General features: G+C 41.6%; 16 protein-coding genes and 1 riboswitch. Of the genes, 3 read left to right on the top strand and 13 right to left on the bottom strand.

Going from position 1 to position 20,231, the window contains the following annotated elements; genetic code table 11:
- Positions 1-76: 76 nt before the first annotated feature.
- The 8 genes from hydA to D9X91_RS10755 form a co-directional block, all read right to left on the bottom strand.
- Complete coding sequence (hydA, locus tag D9X91_RS10790) at positions 77-1,501, bottom strand: dihydropyrimidinase (RefSeq protein ID WP_121680624.1); 1,425 nt, start codon at positions 1,499-1,501, stop codon at positions 77-79.
- 18 nt (positions 1,502-1,519) lie between these two features.
- The gene (gene preA, locus D9X91_RS10785; RefSeq protein ID WP_121680623.1) at positions 1,520-2,806 is read right to left on the bottom strand and encodes an NAD-dependent dihydropyrimidine dehydrogenase subunit PreA; all 1,287 of its coding nucleotides are present in this window, start codon (positions 2,804-2,806) and stop codon (positions 1,520-1,522) included.
- A gap of 29 nt (positions 2,807-2,835) precedes the next feature.
- The gene (locus D9X91_RS10780) at positions 2,836-4,200 is read right to left on the bottom strand and encodes an NAD(P)-dependent oxidoreductase (protein ID WP_407644187.1); all 1,365 of its coding nucleotides are present in this window, start codon (positions 4,198-4,200) and stop codon (positions 2,836-2,838) included.
- Positions 4,201-4,294: 94 nt separating this feature from the next.
- Positions 4,295-5,185 (bottom strand): nitrilase-related carbon-nitrogen hydrolase, encoded by an 891-nt coding sequence (locus D9X91_RS10775; protein WP_121680622.1) that lies wholly within the window; start codon positions 5,183-5,185, stop codon positions 4,295-4,297.
- 282 nt (positions 5,186-5,467) lie between these two features.
- Positions 5,468-6,736 (bottom strand): glutamate-5-semialdehyde dehydrogenase, encoded by a 1,269-nt coding sequence (locus D9X91_RS10770; protein WP_199738097.1) that lies wholly within the window; start codon positions 6,734-6,736, stop codon positions 5,468-5,470.
- Positions 6,737-6,754: 18 nt separating this feature from the next.
- Positions 6,755-7,882 (bottom strand): glutamate 5-kinase, encoded by a 1,128-nt coding sequence (gene proB / locus D9X91_RS10765; protein ID WP_121680621.1) that lies wholly within the window; start codon positions 7,880-7,882, stop codon positions 6,755-6,757.
- A 28-nt stretch (positions 7,883-7,910) separates the two neighbouring features.
- On the bottom strand, positions 7,911-8,753 hold the full coding sequence (gene proC, locus D9X91_RS10760) for a pyrroline-5-carboxylate reductase (RefSeq protein ID WP_121680620.1): 843 nt from the start codon (positions 8,751-8,753) through the stop codon (positions 7,911-7,913).
- A 383-nt stretch (positions 8,754-9,136) separates the two neighbouring features.
- Positions 9,137-10,573: an amino acid permease gene (locus D9X91_RS10755; protein WP_121680619.1), complete on the bottom strand. Its 1,437-nt coding sequence runs from the start codon at positions 10,571-10,573 to the stop codon at positions 9,137-9,139.
- A gap of 102 nt (positions 10,574-10,675) precedes the next feature.
- Positions 10,676-10,854: riboswitch (Lysine riboswitch) on the bottom strand.
- Between the two features lie 425 nt (positions 10,855-11,279).
- Between D9X91_RS10755 and shc the strand changes: the two genes are divergently transcribed.
- Positions 11,280-13,166 carry a squalene--hopene cyclase gene (gene shc / locus D9X91_RS10750; protein WP_121680618.1) on the top strand — a complete coding sequence of 629 codons (1,887 nt, stop codon included), beginning with the start codon at positions 11,280-11,282 and terminating at the stop codon, positions 13,164-13,166.
- A 152-nt stretch (positions 13,167-13,318) separates the two neighbouring features.
- On the opposite strand, the gene D9X91_RS10745 is transcribed toward shc, so the two are convergent.
- The 3 genes from D9X91_RS10745 to D9X91_RS10735 form a co-directional block, all read right to left on the bottom strand.
- Positions 13,319-13,681 (bottom strand): hypothetical protein, encoded by a 363-nt coding sequence (locus tag D9X91_RS10745; protein WP_121680617.1) that lies wholly within the window; start codon positions 13,679-13,681, stop codon positions 13,319-13,321.
- A complete protein-coding gene (locus D9X91_RS10740) occupies positions 13,678-13,983 on the bottom strand; it encodes an antibiotic biosynthesis monooxygenase family protein (protein ID WP_121680616.1) in 306 nt (101 codons plus the stop codon). The genes D9X91_RS10745 and D9X91_RS10740 overlap by 4 nt, the downstream gene beginning before the upstream one ends.
- An 84-nt stretch (positions 13,984-14,067) precedes the next feature.
- A complete protein-coding gene (locus D9X91_RS10735; protein ID WP_233569768.1) occupies positions 14,068-15,309 on the bottom strand; it encodes an aminopeptidase in 1,242 nt (413 codons plus the stop codon).
- A 163-nt stretch (positions 15,310-15,472) separates the two neighbouring features.
- Here D9X91_RS10735 and msrA point away from each other — a divergent pair, with 163 nt between their 5' ends.
- A complete protein-coding gene (msrA, locus tag D9X91_RS10730; protein ID WP_121680615.1) occupies positions 15,473-16,000 on the top strand; it encodes a peptide-methionine (S)-S-oxide reductase MsrA in 528 nt (175 codons plus the stop codon).
- 48 nt (positions 16,001-16,048) lie between these two features.
- Here the strand turns inward: msrA and D9X91_RS10725 are convergent, their stop codons facing one another.
- Both D9X91_RS10725 and D9X91_RS10720 read right to left on the bottom strand, forming a co-directional pair.
- Positions 16,049-16,987 (bottom strand): magnesium transporter CorA family protein, encoded by a 939-nt coding sequence (locus D9X91_RS10725; protein ID WP_121680614.1) that lies wholly within the window; start codon positions 16,985-16,987, stop codon positions 16,049-16,051.
- 247 nt (positions 16,988-17,234) lie between these two features.
- Positions 17,235-18,740, bottom strand: a complete 1,506-nt coding sequence (locus D9X91_RS10720; RefSeq protein WP_121680613.1) for a phytoene desaturase family protein — start codon at positions 18,738-18,740, stop codon at positions 17,235-17,237.
- Positions 18,741-18,814: 74 nt separating this feature from the next.
- Here D9X91_RS10720 and D9X91_RS10715 point away from each other — a divergent pair, with 74 nt between their 5' ends.
- Positions 18,815-20,221, top strand: a complete 1,407-nt coding sequence (locus D9X91_RS10715; RefSeq protein WP_121680612.1) for an aldehyde dehydrogenase family protein — start codon at positions 18,815-18,817, stop codon at positions 20,219-20,221.
- The last annotated feature ends 10 nt before the right edge of the window (positions 20,222-20,231 follow it).

The raw sequence follows: 20,231 nt of genomic DNA, 5'->3' as shown, positions 1-20,231 counted from the left end.
ACAGCATTTAATGCAAGGGCTGAAAATCATCCAGCCCTCAAATCCTGACCTTATGAAAAGCGTGATGAGATGATTATTAATTTGAAGATGTGTGCAATTCTTTATTTTGTTGGGCGGAATGTTCACCAAATTTTGAACGTTTCAGGAATTTTCCTGAACCAGGGTTTCCCACAAATTGTTTGTCTTTAATGACATATTCCCCTCTGGATAGGACGGAAACAGGTTCACCAGTGACTTCCATGCCTTCAAAAGCGCTGTAATCCACCGCTAGATGGTGTGTCTCTGCAGATAATGTCCTTTCTGCATTTGGATCATATATGACGATATCTGCGTCAGTTCCAACAGCGATTGTTCCTTTTTGAGGGAATAGCCCGAAAAGCTTCGCTGCACGGGTTGAAGTCAAGTCAACAAATTGATTCAAGGAAATTCGTCCCTTTTTAACACCTTCCGAAAATAAAATCGTCATCCTGTCTTCAATGATCGGTCCACCATTTGGAATTTTCGTGAAATCATCCTTGCCTAAATCCTTTTGACCTTTGAAGTCAAAGGAACATTGATCAGATCCAATCGTTTGGAGTTCTCCATTTTTCAATGCCGTCCAAAGCTTTTCTTGGTTCCACTTTTCCCTTAATGGTGGCGACCATACATATTTAGCGCCCTCAAAATCCGGTTTTTCCAGGTATGATTGATCTAATACCAAATATTGCGGGCAGGTTTCTCCCCACACATTCCATCCTTTTTTCCTTGCTTCGGCGATTCGATCGGCAGCATCCGCACACGAAACATGGACCACATACAACTGGGAGTCAGCGAGACCTGTAAGACGTGATGCCCTTCCCGTCGCTTCCCCCTCTACTTCTGGCGGCCTGGTCAACGCATGATAAATAGGGGAGGTATTTCCTTCTTCCAACGCTTTAGTGGTTAAATAATCGATCACATCTCCATTTTCAGCATGCACCATGACGAGTGCACCGAGCTCCTTTGCTGCAAGCAGGGTACGGTAAAGAGTTGCATCATCTGCTTGAAAAACATTTTTATAGGCCATAAATACTTTAAAAGAGGTGATCCCTTCTTCATTGATGACAGAAGGAAGCTGATTCAATACATCTTCCGTTATTTCTGCAATCATTAAATGGAAACCGTAATCAATGACGGCTTTATCCTTGGATTTCGCGTGCCATGCATTAATGGCATTCGCCAGCGGCACACCTTTATTGGTGAGGCAGAAATCAATTACTGTAGTGGTTCCCCCGAATGCAGCTCCAATCGTCCCAGTTTCAAAATCATCCTTCGTCACAGTCCCCCCAAATGGCATGTCTAAGTGCGTATGGGGATCGATGCCACCAGGGAATACATAGCACCCTTTGGCATCCACAACTTCTGCATCATTTGCTTGAAGATCATGCCCGATTGCCTTTATTACACCATCTTCAATCAAGATTTCTGCCTCATACGTATCTGATGCCGTAACGATTACCCCATTTTTAATTATTTTTTTCATCAAAATCAACCTCCTCTATTATTTGGATGCATCCACTTTTGGCTTTTCAATGGAACTTAATGCTTCCTGCCGCTGATTCCAGCTCATCGGGGGCTGGCCGCTCGGTATTTCGATCATGTCGATCGCACCATCCACAGGACATACAATGGAACAGAGGTTGCAGCCAACGCAATCATCTTCCCGAACCTTCAAATAATTATTTCCAGAAGCGTCCTTCAGCATATCGATACATTGATGAGACGTATCCTCACAGACTATATGACATTTGTTGCAATTGATGCAGACATCATTGTTGATTCGCGCCACCACTTGGTAGTTTAGATCCAAGTTCCCCCAATCGGAAAATTTTGGCACAGATTTCCCCACCAGCTCAGAAACAGAGGCAATTTCTTTATCATCTAAATAATTGTTAAGTCCATCTATCATATCCTCAACGATCCGGAACCCATGATGCATCGCTGCAGTACAGACCTGGACCCCGCCTGCTCCCATAAGCATGAACTCAACCGTATCCTGCCAACTCGATATTCCGCCGATCCCCGAAATCGGAACATTTATCCTAGGATTCCTTGCACATTCAGCTACCATATTCAACGCAATCGGTTTAACAGCAGGCCCGCAATATCCCCCATGGGCACCTTTCCCGGCAACATGTGGAATCGTGTTCCATGTGTCAAGGTCCACCCCGGCAAGGCTGTTGATCGTATTGATCATACTGATGGCGTCCGCACCACCTCTGACAGCAGCCTCTGCTGTGACGGTTATATCCGTGATATTCGGTGTGAGTTTTACAATGACAGGCGTCTTTGCCACTTCCTTTGCCCAATAGGTCTGTTTCTCGACGAGTTCCGGCACCTGTCCGGAAGCTGATCCCATTCCCCGCTCAGCCATGCCGTGTGGGCACCCGAAATTCAATTCGAGCCCGTCCACTCCCACATCCTCTACTTTTTTGACTATTTCATGCCACTTCTCCTGCTTCGGTTCAACCATCAGCGAAGCAATGATGGCATGGTCAGGAAACCTTTTTTTGGTTTCGTATATTTCCTTCAAATTGACTTCGAGAGGTCGATCTGTTATCAATTCGATATTGTTGAAACCTGCTACGCGCTGTCCATTAAAATTGACTGCTGCAAACCTTGAAGAAACATTAATGATTGGATCCCCCAGTGTTTTCCACACAGCACCACCCCATCCAGCTTCGAATGCACGCTGAACCTGATATCCTGAATTTGTCGGCGGTGCAGATGCCAGCCAAAAAGGATTTGGGGACTTAATTCCTGCTAAATCGATTCGTAAATCTGCCATGACTCATTTCCTCCCCTTTTATCATTAATTCAAGCTGTCTCTGCCTTCATCAATTGCTTATGAATGGCGTAGGCCGTTTCTTTCCCCTGCTGTGCAGCCGTAACTACCATTGCTTCACCGACCCCTTTACCAAAAACGATGTCGCCGCATGCATAAACCCTCGGGTTGGAGGTTTGAAATGTCTCTTTATTAACCTCCACAACCCCTCCTTGATGATTCAGCTTGAATTCATTGATCAGCTCGATGTGCCTTGTTTGACCGATAGCTTTTATAACGGCATCCACCTCAAGGATAAATTCCGAGCCAGGCACTACAGACGGTCTCTTCCTTCCGTCCTTTTCCGGGTCCCCCAATTCCATCCTGACGCATTCGATGCCAATGACTTTTCCATCTTTGCCGATGATCTTTTTCGGCGCCGTAAGCCACCGGAACTCGACTCCATCCTGCTTGGCAAAGTCATATTCGAAATCATAGGCAGTCATTTCCTCAAGCGTTCTTCGATATAAAATTTTCACATTTTCCGCCCCTAGACGAACAGAACAGGTTGCCCCATCGATGGCCGTATTACCTGCACCAATCACGGCAACCTTTTTCCCTTTGATATCATTTGACAATGGTTTGGTTTTTGTCTCTTTAACAAACTCGATTGCGTCGTATACTCCTTCCAGTTCCTCCCCGTCAATGTCCAAACCAGGTACTTTTGACATCCCTGCTGCAAGGATGACGGTATCAAATGAGTTCAATATTTCCTCAGCCGATACATCTTTTCCGACTTTTGTATTCGTCTTGATGTTCACATTCAAGGATTTGACTTGATCGACTTCCCAATAAGAAATCTTCTGTGGCAGCCGGAAGGAAACAATCCCATATGTGTTCAACCCGCCAGCCTTTTCCAAGGCCTCGAAAACCGTGACATCATACCCGAATAAAGCGAGTTCACGTGCCGCCGAAAGTCCTGCCGGTCCACTACCGATGATGGCAACTTTCTTGCCATTCCGTTTTTCCTGCCTGAACAGAACTTTTTCGTTTTGAATTGCCCAATCGGTCGCAAAGCGTTGAAGATTGCCGATCATGATCGGCTTGGTCGAATGATTGAGTACACATGAGCCTTCGCAAAGCTCTTCAGTGGGGCATACACGGGAACAGCTCGCCCCAACCGGGTTTGACTCCATGATGGTTTTGGCTGATCCCAATAAGTTCCCGGATGTGATTTTCTTTATGAATTTAGGGATATCAATTCCAGTCGGACAAGCTTTAATGCACGGCGCATCGTAGCAGAACAGACATCTATTGGCTTCTTCCAATGCTTCCTGATTGGTTAGTGCTGCCTCTACTTCTTCGAAATTCTTAGTGATATCACTTAAGGAAATCCTCACAGAATCCAATGTGGCCAAAGTAAAACCTCCCTTTTTTGATTGATTCAGCCCATGACAAAAAGAGGGTTCCACATTCAGATAATTGATATGTAACCCCCTATGCTGTCTTTTTTTATGGTAGCAGCGCCGTCATCTCCTGATAGGTCTCAGGGCGTCTATCACGGTAGAATTGCCAAGTATCACGGACTTCCCTTATCAACTTTTTGTCCATCTCTCCGATTATGACTTCATCCTTGTCCCTGCTGGCCATCGAAACGAAATTGCCCCTTGGGTCCACTAAATACGATTGTCCGTAAAATTCCCCCATGTTCCATGGCCCTTCAAAGCCGACACGGTTTATCGCCCCAAGGTAATATCCATTGGCTACGGCGTGCGCAGGCTGTTCAAGCTTCCATAAATATTCGGACAACCCTGCAACAGTAGCAGATGGATTAAATACAACTTCTGCTCCTTTTAATCCAAGCAGCCTTGCGCCCTCTGGAAAATGACGGTCATAGCAAATATAAACCCCGACTTTTGCAAAGGCCGTATCAAAGACCGGATATCCTAGATTCCCAGGTTTAAAGTAATATTTCTCCCAAAATCCACAGCCTTCATTTCCAACTCCTACGTGAGGAATATGCTGTTTTCGGTATTTTCCTAAATAAGAACCATCAGCATCAATGACAGCAGCTGTATTATAGTATGTAGCGATCCCTTCCCGTTCATAGATCGGCAAGACGATGACCGTCCCTAATTCCTTGGCAAGTTCCTGGAATCTTTTCGTTGTCGGCCCATTTGGAATTTCTTCTGCAGAATCATACCATTTCGTACTCTGCTCGGCGCAAAAGTATGGTCCATAGAAAATTTCCTGCAGGCATATTATGTTTGCACCTTTTTCAGCTGCTTCCCTTACTAGCTTGATATGTTTTTCAATCGCTTTTTCTTTGTGCACACTGACAGGTTCTCCGCCATCAACATCATGTGTAGCTTGAATTAATCCAATTTTCACCTTATCTGACATTTAAAGTCCTCCTTGTGAATGATTGATTTTATTCAGTTAACAAAAAAAAGCTTGCCTTAATTTATTTCGGTTTTAATAGTAAAATCCCTCCTTAGTTTTCAGAATTTTTTAACTTTTAGTACATTTTACACCTTGTTCATTTGCTAATCACTATACATTATGTAAAACTGAACAGTTGTATGATTGTTCAATTTGTAAAATGGATGGCTGATTTCACTGGAATGAAAATAAAAAAATGCAGCTGTGCATTCAGCACAGCTGCATTTTTTTTAGGCTATTCTTTTATCGAATTTGGCCGTTGCCTCTCATTTTGAACTTCACAGTTGTCAGTGCAGGAAGCCCCATTGGTCCGCGGGCATGAAGCTTTTGCGTTGATATTCCGATTTCTGCACCAAACCCAAGTGCTCCACCATCAGTAAATCGCGTGGAAGCATTGTGGTAAACTGCAGAAGCATCAACAAGATCCAGGAACTTTTTCGCAGTCTCTGCATTTTCAGTGATGATTGCCTCTGAATGCTTCGTTCCATACTGTTCAATATGATCCAAGGCTTCATCTAAATTCGAAACGATTTTTACTGCAATCGCCAAATCCAAATACTCATTTGCCCAGTCTTCTTCTCCAGCCGGGACGGCATCTGTGAAATACTCAAGCGCCTTTTCATCTCCATGTACATTGATTTTTCGGCTGATCAATGTCTCATTTAAAATTTTATGATTTTCCTTCAGCCACTTTTCATGGATAATCAACGTTTCAGCAGCATTACAAACAGCAGGACGATCTGTCTTCGCATTCACGATGATATCCAATGCCTTTTTCACATCGGCATCTTTATCAATATAGAGATGACAATTCCCTACTCCTGTTTCTAATACTGGGACTGTCGCATTATTCACAACAGCTTTGATCAATGAGCCGCCGCCTCGCGGGATCAATACATCCACATACTCGTTCATCGTAAATAGCGCTTGGGTTGCTTCACGGTTTGTAGAATGGATGAATTGGACGGCATCTACCGGTATTTCAGTCTTTTCCAACGCAGAATGGATGACATCCACAATTGCTGAATTGGAAGAAATCGCTGAAGACCCGCCCTTTAAAATAATCGAATTACCTGATTTCAATGCTAATCCCGTTGCATCGACTGTAACGTTCGGACGTGCTTCATAAATCATTCCAATCACGCCGAGTGGAACCGTCACTTTTTCAACATTCAATCCATTTTCCAGCGTCCAATTGGAAATGGTTTTGTCAGTCGGGTCTTCCAGCTTTGCAACTTGGCGCAGCCCGTCTGCAAAGTTAACAATCCTTTCCTTCGACAAAGCCAAGCGATCCATGAAAGCATCTTCAAAACCTTTTTCTTTTCCTTTTTCCAGATCGATTTTATTGCTTTCAAGAATCTTTTCATAATTCGTCTCTAGTTCATCTGCAATGATGTTCAAGGCTTCATTTTTTTGTTCCGTTGTTAATTGACCAAGTTTCTTAGACGCTTTCTTTGCAAGCAATCCTTGCTTCTCAACATCAGCTTTCACATCATTTTCTTTTAAAATCATCCAATTCCTCCTTAGAATTTAGACTCCCATAGGGATAGAAACTTCCAAATGGCAAACCAAATGTTCAATATCCACTGCAACATCCATCAATTCATCTTTATCAACTTTTTCAAGCATCTTTTTCAGTTCATTTGAAGAATAATTCACGACGCCCAATCCGAGTTCATCACCATTCAAATCCAATACTCTGACGACAGAATTTTTCTTGAATCTGCCTTTGACATGATAGATTCCTGATGAAAGAATGCTCTCTTTTTTCTCCGTAATCAATGTTTTCGTATCGTTATCAATGATCAATTCACCTTCAGGACCGGAGTTGAAGGCGATCCACTGTTTCTTTTGATCCAGGTTGATATGGTCCTTATGGGCATCGAAATACGTTCCTTTTGCTCTTTCATGAATGGCATCAATCAATATATTAGGTACATCCGCTCTACCAAGGAATGCTTGAATGCCGGATGCCATCGTGATTTTGAACGCGTCGATTTTGGAACGCATGCCGCCGGTACCGACCGAGCTTCCCGGCTCGCCTGCTGCATCTTCGATTTCCGGTGTAATATCCTCGACTTTTCTCAACAGATTTGCATTTTTATTCTTGCGTGGGTCGTCATCATATAATCCATCAATATCGGATAGAATCATCAACATATCTGCATCGACAAGACCTGATACTTTTGCAGAAAGCGTATCGTTGTCGCCAAATTTCAAACGTTCGATCGTAACAGTGTCATTTTCATTGACGATTGGGATGATTCCGCGTTCTAATAGTACATTAATCGTATTACGGGCATTGTTATATCTTTTTTCATCGGAAAAGTCACTTCTCGTTATTAATATTTGTGACGCTACATAGCCATGTGATAAAAAGATTTCGGAATATGCTTCCATAAGCAGCCCTTGCCCGATGGACGCTGCAGCCTGTTTTTCAGGTAAGGTATCTGGTCTTTCCAGACAACCTAATTTACGATATCCCGCTGCAACAGCTCCAGAGCTTACAAGAAGGACTTCATGACCTTCGTCCTTTAACTGCACGACTTGATCTGATAGTCGTTCCAACTTTCTTCTGCTGATTTCCCCGTGGCTGCTTGTCAATGAACTGCTTCCTATTTTAATGACAACTCTTTTTTTACCGCTATTTTGTGTCAATCCTATCACTCCTGTATTACGTACTGATTTATTGCGTTACCAGTTGTTTTTCCAATTGTGAACTGATTTCTTCCGACCTTTTTGCTGCACCTTTTACAGCTTCTGTAATCGCTTCTCCGCCACCAAAGTTTTTCAGTGCCTCAAGTCCAGCTGCAGTAGTGCCATTCGGTGATGTCACTTTTTTCCGTAGCTCTGCTGGTGTATCTTCCTGCTCCAGCATCATTTTTGCTGCTCCAAGTATCGTTTGAGCCCCGATCTTCCTTGCCAATTCTTTGTCTAGTCCTCCTGCCTGGCCAGCCTTTTCCATATGCTCCATTAAATAATAGAAGTAAGCTGGTCCACTTCCTGCAATTCCTGTAAAGATATCCATTTGTTCTTCATCGATCACATATACCTCTCCAATGCATGCAAGAAGTTCCTTCATTTCGAGAACATGATCCATTGCTACGTACTTTCCTGTGGAAATGGCAGTAGCTGATTCCTGAAGCATGCTCGAAGTATTTGGCATGACCCGGACGACCGGCTGATTTTCTGGCAGCTGTTTCTCCATATATTCCGTAGAGATCCCTGCTAATACAGAAACAATCAGTTGATTTTCATTTACTTTATCTTTAATGGAATCTAGTGCTATATCAATATCTTTTGGCTTCATTGCCAAAATGAAAATGTCAACATCTTCAAATTCCAATTTATCTTTCGGCATGGCTTTGATTCCGTATTTATTTCTAATCTCTTCCAACCGTTCTTCATTGCTTCTATTAGTTGCAATCACTTGATCTTTCGGCATGAGTTCTGAATGTACGATTCCGGAAATCATTGCCTCTGCCATTGATCCTGCCCCGATGAATGCAATTGTTTTATTCTTCAACATCTATACATCTCTCCCGTTTGTTCGCTTTTTTGTTCGTATCTTTTCACAACGTTTTTTATACTAACATGCTGATATATATTATCAAGGGTATTTCCGGAAGTAGTGGGGATATGGTCGAGATAGTGAGTGAAAACGGTATCATTTTCATTTATTTTTATCTAATCCGTTCATATGGAGAATAAACAGAGGAGAGAAGCTTATATAAGGATTTTTGGTTGCCGTATATATAAACGCCCTATCCACAGACTTCTAATATAACTCTTTCGGAAGGATGTTCGCTTTCCGAAGGCCGGCATCAGCTTGAAACCGGCTTACATGGACAACACGTTTATTCTGACCCTAAAAAAAGCCCCGGTATTTTACCGGGGCATGTGAATTATGAGCTATGCAGAAATTTGATCTTGATCTTGATCGGGATTTTTCTGTGCAGCGTTTTGTTTTACCTTTCCATAAAAAAAGATTCCACTTGCAAGCAAGCCTATGCCAAATAGGAATGTTTTCATATCTGCGGTGCCGGCAATGATAACCCAAACTGAATATAACGTGGACAGGAGTCCTACCAGTCCATCGATGATCCTGGTTTTCAATTGATTTTCATACGTTTCCCCAGTCCATGCGAGTTTTACTTGAAACACAGATGAAATAAAATATGGTACAAGATAAGAAAGTGTTGCGACGGTTATCACAAAATTAAACGCATCGGAAATTGAATTTGATATGGTCGAAAAAATGAAAAGCTGTGCCAACCCATTTGAAATAATGAGTGAAAATTTAGGGATGCCTGCTTGATTCTCTCTCAGGAAAGCTGGCAGGAATAGCCCTTGTTTCGCAGCTTGATAAGGTACTTCAGCACTTAGCATCACCCATCCGATCGTGGAGCCCAATAAGCTGATCAATCCCAACCCGGCTAGGCATTTCCCTCCTATTGGCCCTGTTACAGCTGCAATCGCATCGATTAAAGGCTTATCTGAATGAAGAAGCTCCTGTTGGGTAAGCATGCCCATTACGAGAGTACTGATTCCGATATAAATGGCCAATGCGATCAATAGTCCAAGCATAGTAGCTCTTTTGACATCAATTTGATTTTTCGCTCTTGAAGCAAAAACCACAGCGGATTCTACTCCAATGAATGCCCATAAGGTTGCGACTGCCGCATGATTGATTTGGCCAAGCAATCCGATGCTTTTCCCGCTTTCATCGATATGTGGAGCCATAAAAGGAACAATATTGGATTTTTGAAAAGCGAATATCCCAATCACGATGAATAAAAAGAAACCAATCACTTTCGTTGCTGTTGCAGCAAAATTCAATTTCCCTGCATTTTCCAAACCTCTTAGAATGATGAAATGTGTCGCCCATAATAATAAGGTACAAACTAGAAATGTCAGGACATTTCCAACTTTTAGCGATAAGGAGCCTATCGTAAACCATTCCGCCTGACTCGTTAATACTGGGAAAAACGATGATAAATATCCTGCAAACGTAGTAATGATGGCAACATTCCCTGCAAAATTGCCAATCCAATAACCCCATGTAGACATGTATCCGGATAAAATGGATGCTTGGGAGCCTTCTTTGAATAGCTCCTTGGCATATATTTGAGGTCCTCCCGTCAAATTTGGCTTCCTTATGGCTAAATTTCCAAATACCAATGCAGTCACAAGTACGCCAAATCCGGTAAATATCCAGGCAAACATCGCCCCGCCAGGACTTGCGACTTCTGCCAATGTCCTGGGCAGCATGAAAATTCCGGAACCAACCATATTTCCAACGACAAGGGCCGTAAGCACCCAAAGTCCCAATTTATTTGTCTTCTCCAAGATGAATCCCTCTTTCTTTTCTTGTTGTATATCAAGTCACTGTATTTGTTGAATAAAAAAAACACCTGTATAGGGTGTTTGGGCATTCCCCGCATCTAACAGCAAAATGATAGTTCACCATAGGAAATCCTATGACAGTCCTGCACCTATTCGGATACAGTCCCAGCTTCCATCATCAGAGAATGATGGAGCTTCGGCAATGATTCCTTTCAAAGATGAAAAATGAATTCCCTGCTTCGTTCATTCTCTTACTCTTAATCACTGCGCCCTCTACCTCATCTTGCCTTGATGAGGATTTATAATTATTCATTTACATTCATTACGATACATTTTTTGTCGAATCATGTCAACAAAAAGTTTTATTACGATAAAGTGGTAGTGAATTAAAATATCATTCTTTTCGAAAACAGCCTTTTCTTTTTACTTTCTTTTAGGCTAAGTTAAAGCCTATTGTTGATTTGAATTTTAGGGTGTTTCAAGCTGATTGGAACAAAAGTTGTAGACTCCAGCGGGAATAGCGGTTTCAGATACACCCCGCAGCGAAGCGAGGAGGCTCCCGACCCGCCCGCGGAAAGCGAAGACTTGCGTGGAATTCAACAGCGGTATATAAATAAGGCATCCGCTTGATGTTGCATTCATATCCGATGTATTCCTTCCATATACAAAGAATATATATGAGAAAAAAACATTCATTGAGGTGCAGACTATGACAAATGGAATTATTCAAGATGAAATAGAGCGGATTGTCCAGCAATTGAAACTGGATCAATTACCCAATGGATCTTGGGATTATCCATTTGAAACAGGGGTCATTACTGATGCGTATATGATTATTTTGCTGCGTTCATTGGAATGGAATGATGAAGAACTGATCAGATCTCTTGTGGCACGCATTAAAAGTTTGCAAGAAGGCAATGGGGCATGGAAATTATTCCATGATGAACCTGAAGGGAGTCTTTCATTAACGATAGATGCTTATTATGGATTGCTGTTTTCAGGCTATAGTAAAATCAATGAGCCGCATATGATCAAAGCACAAAAGTTTATCATTAAGCATGGAGGATTGAAGGAAGCAAAATTATATACCAAGCTCCTTCTTGCTATGACTGGACAATACAAATGGCCATCTTTCTTTCCTCTCCCACCTGAATTCATGCTATTACCAAAGTCATTCCCCATCAATTTTTATGATATATCCGTATTCGGCAGAGCAAATCTAGCCCCATTGATCATCTTGGCAAGCAATAAATATCATCATGATCAAAGCGGCCCTTCATTGTCACATTTATACATTACTCGGAGCGGACAGGATGACTGGGAAGAATACCGGTCGAAGGATTGGAACACTTTTTTCGCATCTATCCAAAGGGGTATCAAATCACTCGTCGGGGTTCCGGCCCGGTTAAAAACGATGGGAATCGAAAAGGCAAAGAATTACACCCTTGATAGAATTGAAACAGACGGAACGATGCTAAATTACTTTAGCTCAACCTTTTATATGGTTTTTGCGCTATTGAGCCTGGGGTATCCGAGAGATCATGCAATCATTCAAGCTGCGGTCGACGGATTGAAATCAATGGCATGTACCATTGATGGGCATGTACATATCCAATACACGACAGCGAATGTCTGGAATACAGCTTTGATCTCACATGCCCTGTTTAAAGCTGGTGAACCGGAGGAAAGTCAAACATTAATGAACAGTGTGCACTACCTTCTCACACAGCAGCACAATAAATATGGCGATTGGATGTACCATAATGATAAAGCTAAGCCCGGAGGTTGGGGATTCTCACATGATAATACGATCAATCCAGATGTAGACGACACAACCGCCTCCTTAAAATCCACCATACCCTATATCCCTTTGGATCCATATTGTATGGAGGTTTGGCAAAATGGCATTCAATGGGTCATTTCCATGCAAAATCCCGATGGTGGTTGGCCAGCTTTTGAACGGGAATTGAATAACCCCATTTTGCATTTAATACCTATGGAAGGTGCGGAATTTATTCTGTTGGATCCTTCGACACCTGACCTAACTGGAAGGACGTTGGAGTTTCTAGGGAATCACACGCATTCTATAAAGCCAAGAAAGAAGCTGCAGCGTGGCATCGATTGGTTGATAGACAACCAAGAAAAAGATGGGTCATGGTATGGCCGTTGGGGAATTTGCTATATTTATGGCACTTGGGCGGCTGTCATTGGAATGATTGCTGCAGGTATTTCCCCACTTCATCCGTCTGTTCAAAAAGCTGTCCAATGGCTAAAAGATATACAAAATGATGACGGTGGCTGGGGAGAATCTTGCTTAAGCGACACTCGTAAAACCTATGTTCCTTTAAATGAAAGTACACTGACCCATACATCTTGGGCTTTAGAAACTTTAATAGCTGCGTCGGATGAACCGACAAAAGAAATTGAAGAGGGAATTCACTTTTTAATTCGAGAAGGAAGAAGGAATAATTGGACGACAGCTTATCCAAAAGGTCAAGGAATGGCGTCATTCTTCTATATCCATTATCACAGCTATCGACATGTTTTTCCTCTGATGACCCTCTTGAGCTACAAAGAAAATTTTGGCGAAATTTGACTTTTTGTGTCTATTTCCCGAAAAATAAAATTATTCTGAATATTATAAAATATGTACGATATGATGGTGATTTCTGCTGCAGGATTTTCCTTTACGAGGGGCGGGCAGTGGGCCTGCGCGGCTCACACCTTCCGCTCATTTTTAAAGCAATTTTAAGATTGTTCCTCTATACCATTACATGCATTCTTTAAATAGGATAAATACTCTTCCCGCCGTTCCTTTTCCATTGTCTGATTTTCTTCGATGGCTTCGCCGAGGAAGATAAAATTATCGATCAAATGATCTGGTTTCATCCCTCTGCTAACTAAAACGCTATTCAGCCAACATGCATAATCAGCAAATACGTTGCTGTTCTTCACTGAATAAGCACTATCCAAATATCTTAAATGATGAAGATTATCCTCGTAGCATTTCTTTTTGCCTTCTTCCCCATATTTTTGAAGGATCACAGGGTATTTATCATAAATTTTTTGGACTACCTTTTCTAAAACGGGATTGAGCGCTCGTTCAATCATCGTGCCACAACCCTATATTTTTGTATAGTTGGAACTACAGCAGCCAATTCTTGATCTGGATATTTTTTCTCCAGTTCATGGATTTGCTTAAACTCCTTGCTTGTTACCCAATTCATATAATTCTCTTTGGAATCCCATTCCATATGTACGGTTAATTCGCCTTGCCTTTTTTCATTTTGAAACAATAAAAATTTTTGAAACCCCTTCGCTTGATCGACAAGCCTGGAACGATTTTGGTAGATGGAAATAACTTCATCTGCCTTGCTATCTGGAACTTTAAATGTAGAATGGACTACATACATGCTGCACACCCCAATTCGGTTTATTCACGAATAATTACTAATATAATGATAACATGAAAAATGATAGTACATTTACTTGTTCAACTAAAATCCCCAATCTCCATTTTCCATGATTGTCACTTTTCTTCCATCTTTGCAGAATCCTGAGATACACATATCTCCAGAACCGATCATGAAATCTTCGTGAACCACACTCTCATTCAAACCGACTTCCTCTTTTTCAAAGTCATCCATTTCGGTTCCGTTTTGGATGCAAGTAGGATACGCGGATCCGATCGCTAAATGACAAGAGGCATTTTCGTCGAATAAAGTATTATAGAAAAGAATGCCTGAATCGGATATCGGGGATCGATGAGGGACAAGCGCCACTTCACCTAAATATGCTGCCCCTTCATCTGTTCGGATTAATTTCCCAAGTATTTCCTGACCTTCTTGAGCAGTGAAATCCGTTATCTTCCCTTCAATGAATGTCAGGGTGAAATCCTTGATCACTTTTCCTTTATACGCCAGTGGTTTGGTACTGCTGACCACCCCGTTCACCCCTGTTTTCAAAGGAACAGTATACACTTCTTCTGTGGGCATATTCGCAATGAATTCAGTCCCTGCAGGAGTTTGACTTCCGCCAGTAAGCCATTTATGCCCATCCGGGAGCTCAATGACAAGGTCGGTGCCTTTTGACTTGAAGTGAAGTGATTTTAAATTCAAATCATTCAATTGTTGAGCTCGATTGGATAATCGTTTCATATGCGATCGCCATTCAGCTGTCGGGTCCATTTTATCCAACCTGACAGCTTTGAAGATTTCTGTCCATAGTGCTTGCATCCTCTTCTCTGGAATCAAATGAGTAAATACTTTGTCTGCCCATTTTTGTGAAGGCATCGCAATGATTGACCAGCTGATATGATCATTGTCGATTGCTTCATAGAATGACTCCAAAGCAACTCCTTGTGCCTTTTCGTATGACACTATTCTCTCAGGATCAATTCCACTTAAGAGGTCCGGGTTTTCTGCTTCCACTTGCAGAAAGGCAGCATCGTTCTCCACAACCCATTGGTGAGCCGCCACCAACCAGCTCGGATATTCCGTAAAAGCTTCATTTGGTGCCATTTCATAATGGGTCTTTAAAACTTCTTCATCATACCATTGGACTTGTACTGATTTAGCACCCGCCATATAAGCGTATTTTACAATTCTTCTTACAAGCACTTCTGTTCCGAGTGAAGCGGAAATCCATAGAGGTTGTCCTTTTTGAACGTTTACTCCAACTTCCACAGCCATTTTAGCGTATTTATCTAGATATTCTTCGAATTGCTCATTAACCATCATTGAATCAGCCCTTTCCGCACTTATATAACTTTATATCGTCATCTATGCAAATCCTCCAAGATGACTGCATGGAAATCTTTTCATTCCTTCTTCAAACATTTAAATTGCCTATTATGTGACATGGTGTTAAAATTTCTTCATTATTGCACAATGGGGGAATAATATGAGTAAACAACATGAACTCGCCACTTTTGCGGGGGGATGCTTTTGGTGTATGGTTCAGCCATTCGATCAGCAGCCTGGAATCATTTCTGTCGTATCGGGCTATACAGGTGGACACGTTAAGAATCCGACATATGAGGACGTAAAAACAGGTGATTCAGGGCATTACGAAGCGGTCCAAATCACATTCAATCCCGAAATATTTCCATATGAACGGTTATTGGAATTATACTGGCCGCAAATCGACCCTACTGATGATGGAGGTCAATTCCATGATCGCGGAGACTCCTATCGGACCGCGATTTTCTTCCATAATGCGCATCAAAAGGCGTCTGCCCTTCGAACAAAGAAAGAATTGGAAGAAAGCCGCAAGTTCAGCAAGCCGATCGTAACGCAAATTTTACCGGCTGACACATTTTATCCCGCTGAGGATTACCATCAAGATTTTTACAAAAAAAAGCCGGATGCATATAAGGAAGACAGGCAAAAATCCGGCAGGGATGAATTCATCGAGTCACATTGGAAATAATCATTCGAAAAGACCGGCATTAAAATTGGCCGGTCTTTTCCTTTTGTGCTAAAAATATTTTTTCTTCCAAAAGATAAAAGCTGTCACGCTTGCCAAAGCCCCTGCCAACGCCAGAGTAATCAGGAAGGCATGAGTGCTGTGCTGGAAAGGAACATTCACATTCATACCATAAAAGCTTGCCACCATTGTCGGAAAAGATAGGACAATCGTGATGGAGGTTAAAAACTTCATCACGATATTCAAATTGTTTGAAATGATGGAGGAAAATGCATTCATCATCCTGCTCAATATCGAGCTGTATGTTTCAGCCATTTCACTTGCCTGCGTATTTTCGATGATGACATCTTCCAGCAAATCCTTGTCTTCCTCATACATCTTGAGGTAGTTAAATCGCATGATTTTATCCAAAACTACCTTATTCGGCTTTAATGAAGTCGTAAAATATACTAAACTCTTTTCCAGGGCAAGGAATGCATACAATTCTTTGTTCTTCATCGATTGATGCAATTCCCTTTCCACTTCATTCATTTTTTTATTAATCTGTTTTAAATATCGTAAATAATAAGAAGAGATGACCGATAAGATTTGCAGAGCAAATCTTGTTTTCTTGAACGTATAAAATTCTCTTATTTTGTTGCTTTGAAAAATATTAAGTATGGGCGTTTCTTTTAAAGATACCGTAATAAAGCATTTAGGAGTAATTATTAGTCCAATCGGGATCGTTTCATAGATGGGAAAGCCTGATTCATCATGGGATGTGTAAGGGTAGTCAACGATAATCAGTACATTATCATCTTCTTTTTCTATCCTTGACCGCTCTTCATCATCAAGTGCATCTTTCATGAAGTCCAGTGGAATATCTAATTTTTCAGATACATAAAGAATTTCATCTTCTTTCGGTGCAATCATGTTGATCCAGCAGCCGTTAGTAATATCATCCAGCTGCTCCAGTTGTCTTTCTTCATTCGTTTTATAAATTTCGAACATCATTTAACCTCCTTTTCGACAAAGGAAGCCTCAATCTTTAAACGTTTGGAGCTGATATAAAGGAATCGGCCAGCCCCATACAACTAAATATGAGCTTCCTCGATATATATGGGTCTGGATCTGTTGGCATACTCAAAATATCAACTCCCTATTCATGAAATACTTTTCTATTTTATACCCTAGCTGATAAAAGCTCAACACGGATTCAAGGCAAAAAGCAAAAATAAATGGCAGATTCGCCATTTATTCAGCCAATCTGCCTTTTATCTTTTTGTTCCTCTTTCATGATGAGCTCCGCCGTCAATTGTCCGGATAACGACACCATTGGCACCCCTCCGCCTGGATGCGTCGATCCCCCGACAAAGTAAACATTTTTCAATACATGGCTTTTGTTCGGGATTTTAAAGCCGCCATTCAGTTTCCGATCGGTTATGGCACCGTAAATTGAGCCGCCATTGGATCCGTATAAACTTTGTATATCATTCGGAGTGAACGTATATTTATATTCAATATGATCTTGAAGACCCTCCATGCCCATTCGTTCCAATTTTTCCATGATTATCTTTTCATATTTTTCCCTATATCGACACCAATCTTCGCCTTTTTTCAGTGGCGGGACGTGGGTCAACACAAACAGATTTTCCTTCCCTGCAGGTGCCTGAGAAGCATCCGATTTTGAAGAAATACCGATATACACAGTCGGGTCATCTGCCAGTTTCTTTTCGTCGAAAATTTGCTTAAATTCTTTTTCGGGGTCTCCGGAAAAGAAGAAGTTATGATGCGACAAGTGAGGATATGTCTTATTGACCCCCAACAATAAAACCAAACCGGAAACAGTAGGCTGGAATTTCTCTAAGTCCTTAACGGCCATCGAAGAGTAGTCATATTCTTCCAATAATGATTCGTAGCAGGGAATGGCTTCTAGATTTGATACTACTATATCAGCTTCTATCTGCTCACCTGTCTTTAACTTAACTCCTTTTGCTTGAGTCCCATCGGTCTGGATTTTTTCCACTTCTGAGCATACCCTTATTTTCACTCCCAGTTCCTTCAATACCTTTTCCATCGCTTCAGCAATTTTATACATGCCCCCCTTCACATAATAAACGCCAATCCCAAGCTGGACATGTGTCAGTTGTGAGAGGATCGCAGGTGCATGATAAGGTGAAGAACCTATATACATGACCAAAAAGTTGAAAAGCTGCTGAAGATGCTTGCTTTTGAAATATTTTTTTGTGGACTGACTCATTGTTTTCATAGGATCCATTTGCAATAATTCTTTGACAGGGTGCATCATTCTCAAATCATTCAAACCGGATATGCTTTTTTTATAGAAACTTTTCATGCTAAGATCATACATTCTTTGGCAATAGGACAAATAATCAAAAAACTGATTCTTATCGTCATCAGAGACTTTCTTCAATTCATTCAACATTTTTGGTAGTTCGGAAGTTAAATCAAGCACGGTCCCGTCTTCAAAAAAAGTCCTCCAGCCCGGCTCTATCTTCATAATTTCCACATAATCATGGAGATCACGATCAACATGTTCAAACAGTTTTTCAAGCACCCACGGCATTGTCAAGATCGATGGTCCGGTATCAAATGTATACCCATTCCCCTCCCTGATATTTAATTTCCCACCAAGCCGTTCTCCTTTCTCCAAAATCGTCACATCATAATGCTCCGCAGCGAGGCGGATGGCAGCTGACATTCCCGCCAAGCCACCGCCTACAATGACCACTTTCTTTTTCATTCAGAATCCTCCTTATGAAAATCCATTTTTTTGACAACACTAGCGTCTATTAGATCAGGAAAGGAAGTAATACCATGGAAGGTTCCATTAAACCAGCCGATGATATGATAAGCACTGCAAAACGCCAATCAACGTACTGGAAACAAACCAGCATCAATGATCGAATAACTTACCTCAAAAAACTGCAAAATGTGCTTATCAATCAGCTTGATCATTATGTTGCATGGATTTCAAAGCGGACCAATAAACATCAACTGGATGTATTGACAGGGGACTTTTTGATCGTTTTTTCTGCGTTGGATTACTACATCAAGAACGGAACCGAAATCTTGAACCCAGTGAAGAAAAAGTCACCCTTCCCTTTTTGGGGATGCACGAGTTATGTCCGCTATGAACCATATGGTGTGGTCCTGATTTTTTCCCCATGGAATTATCCTTTTCAGCTATCCATTCTTCCCATCATTTCAGCTTTCATAACAGGCAATACAATCATTTTAAAATGCTCTGATCAACTTCCTGGCTTTGCTCCATTCCTACGGAGCATTTTTGATCAACTAAACCTGCCGGATGGGATATTGCAAATAATTGATGGAAATGCCATGGTGGGACAGACGTTGATTGAAGCAAAACCAAATTTGGTCTTTTTTACAGGCAGTCATACTACTGGGGATAAGGTATACCAAAAAGCCGCTTCATTAGGTATCCCCTGCATATTGGAACTGAGCGGAAAAGATCCGATGGTTGTTTTTGACGACTGCCACCTCGACCGTGCTGCAAATGCAGCAGTTTGGGGGAGCCTGGTCAATGGAGGACAAGCATGCGTAAGTGTGGAAAGAATTTATGTTCAGTCTGGAATCTACGGATCGTTCGTAGAAAAGGTGAAAGATATTTTGAAAAAAATTGATTCAAAGTCCTTTTCTGGCATGACCACAAAAGAAAGCATGGAACATGTCAAAAAACAAGTGATGGATGCCATAAATCGAGGGGCCTCCCATTTTCGACCTGATTTCCATGATGAACCTTTCCCCATTTTTCTACCTCCCACATTGTTAACAAATGTTAGCCATGAAATGGAAATCATGAGAGATGAAACGTTCGGTCCAGTCATCGCTGTTATGCCTTTTGAGACAGAAGATGACGCAATCCGCTTAGTCAATGATTCCCCTTATGGATTGAATGCGTATCTTTTTACAAGAAACAAATCCAGGATCCGACGGATGATCCCTTTGATTGAAAGCGGAAGCATTTTCATCAACGATGTCGTTACGAACATTTCCAATATACATCTTCCATTTGGCGGAGTTAAATGCAGTGGAATCGGCCATTATCATGGGCGCGAGGGACTGCTGAACTTCTGCAGCCCGAAATCGGTTATGCAGAATAACAAAAACAGTGGCCGTAATGTCAATTGGTATCCATACAATAAAAAGGCGTATTCGTATATTAGAAATTGGATAAAATGGCGATACAAGGCTAAATAGGAGGTTTAAA

Origin of the sequence: Falsibacillus albus (genome assembly GCF_003668575.1) — a bacterium.
In the GTDB taxonomy this organism is placed as follows: Bacteria; Bacillota; Bacilli; order Bacillales; family DSM-25281; genus Falsibacillus; species Falsibacillus albus.
Note: the sequence above shows the minus strand (reverse complement) of the source record. Positions and strands in the feature narration are given on the sequence as shown.

Bases quoted from the DNA above. Each gene is read 5' to 3' on its own strand.
- proC (WP_121680620.1), bottom strand. From the start codon at position 8,753: ATGTTGAAGAATAAAACAATTGCATTCATCGGGGCAGGATCAATGGCA.
- D9X91_RS10715 (WP_121680612.1), top strand. From the start codon at position 18,815: ATGGAAGGTTCCATTAAACCAGCCGATGATATGATAAGCACTGCAAAA.
- D9X91_RS10740 (WP_121680616.1), bottom strand. From the start codon at position 13,983: ATGTATGTAGTCCATTCTACATTTAAAGTTCCAGATAGCAAGGCAGAT.
- D9X91_RS10720 (WP_121680613.1), bottom strand. From the start codon at position 18,740: ATGAAAAAGAAAGTGGTCATTGTAGGCGGTGGCTTGGCGGGAATGTCA.
- D9X91_RS10775 (WP_121680622.1), bottom strand. From the start codon at position 5,185: ATGTCAGATAAGGTGAAAATTGGATTAATTCAAGCTACACATGATGTT.
- shc (WP_121680618.1), top strand. From the start codon at position 11,280: ATGACAAATGGAATTATTCAAGATGAAATAGAGCGGATTGTCCAGCAA.
- hydA (WP_121680624.1), bottom strand. From the start codon at position 1,501: ATGAAAAAAATAATTAAAAATGGGGTAATCGTTACGGCATCAGATACG.
- D9X91_RS10770 (WP_199738097.1), bottom strand. From the start codon at position 6,736: ATGATTTTAAAAGAAAATGATGTGAAAGCTGATGTTGAGAAGCAAGGA.
- D9X91_RS10735 (WP_233569768.1), bottom strand. From the start codon at position 15,309: ATGATGGTTAATGAGCAATTCGAAGAATATCTAGATAAATACGCTAAA.
- msrA (WP_121680615.1), top strand. From the start codon at position 15,473: ATGAGTAAACAACATGAACTCGCCACTTTTGCGGGGGGATGCTTTTGG.
- D9X91_RS10725 (WP_121680614.1), bottom strand. From the start codon at position 16,987: ATGTTCGAAATTTATAAAACGAATGAAGAAAGACAACTGGAGCAGCTG.
- preA (WP_121680623.1), bottom strand. From the start codon at position 2,806: ATGGCAGATTTACGAATCGATTTAGCAGGAATTAAGTCCCCAAATCCT.
- D9X91_RS10745 (WP_121680617.1), bottom strand. From the start codon at position 13,681: ATGATTGAACGAGCGCTCAATCCCGTTTTAGAAAAGGTAGTCCAAAAA.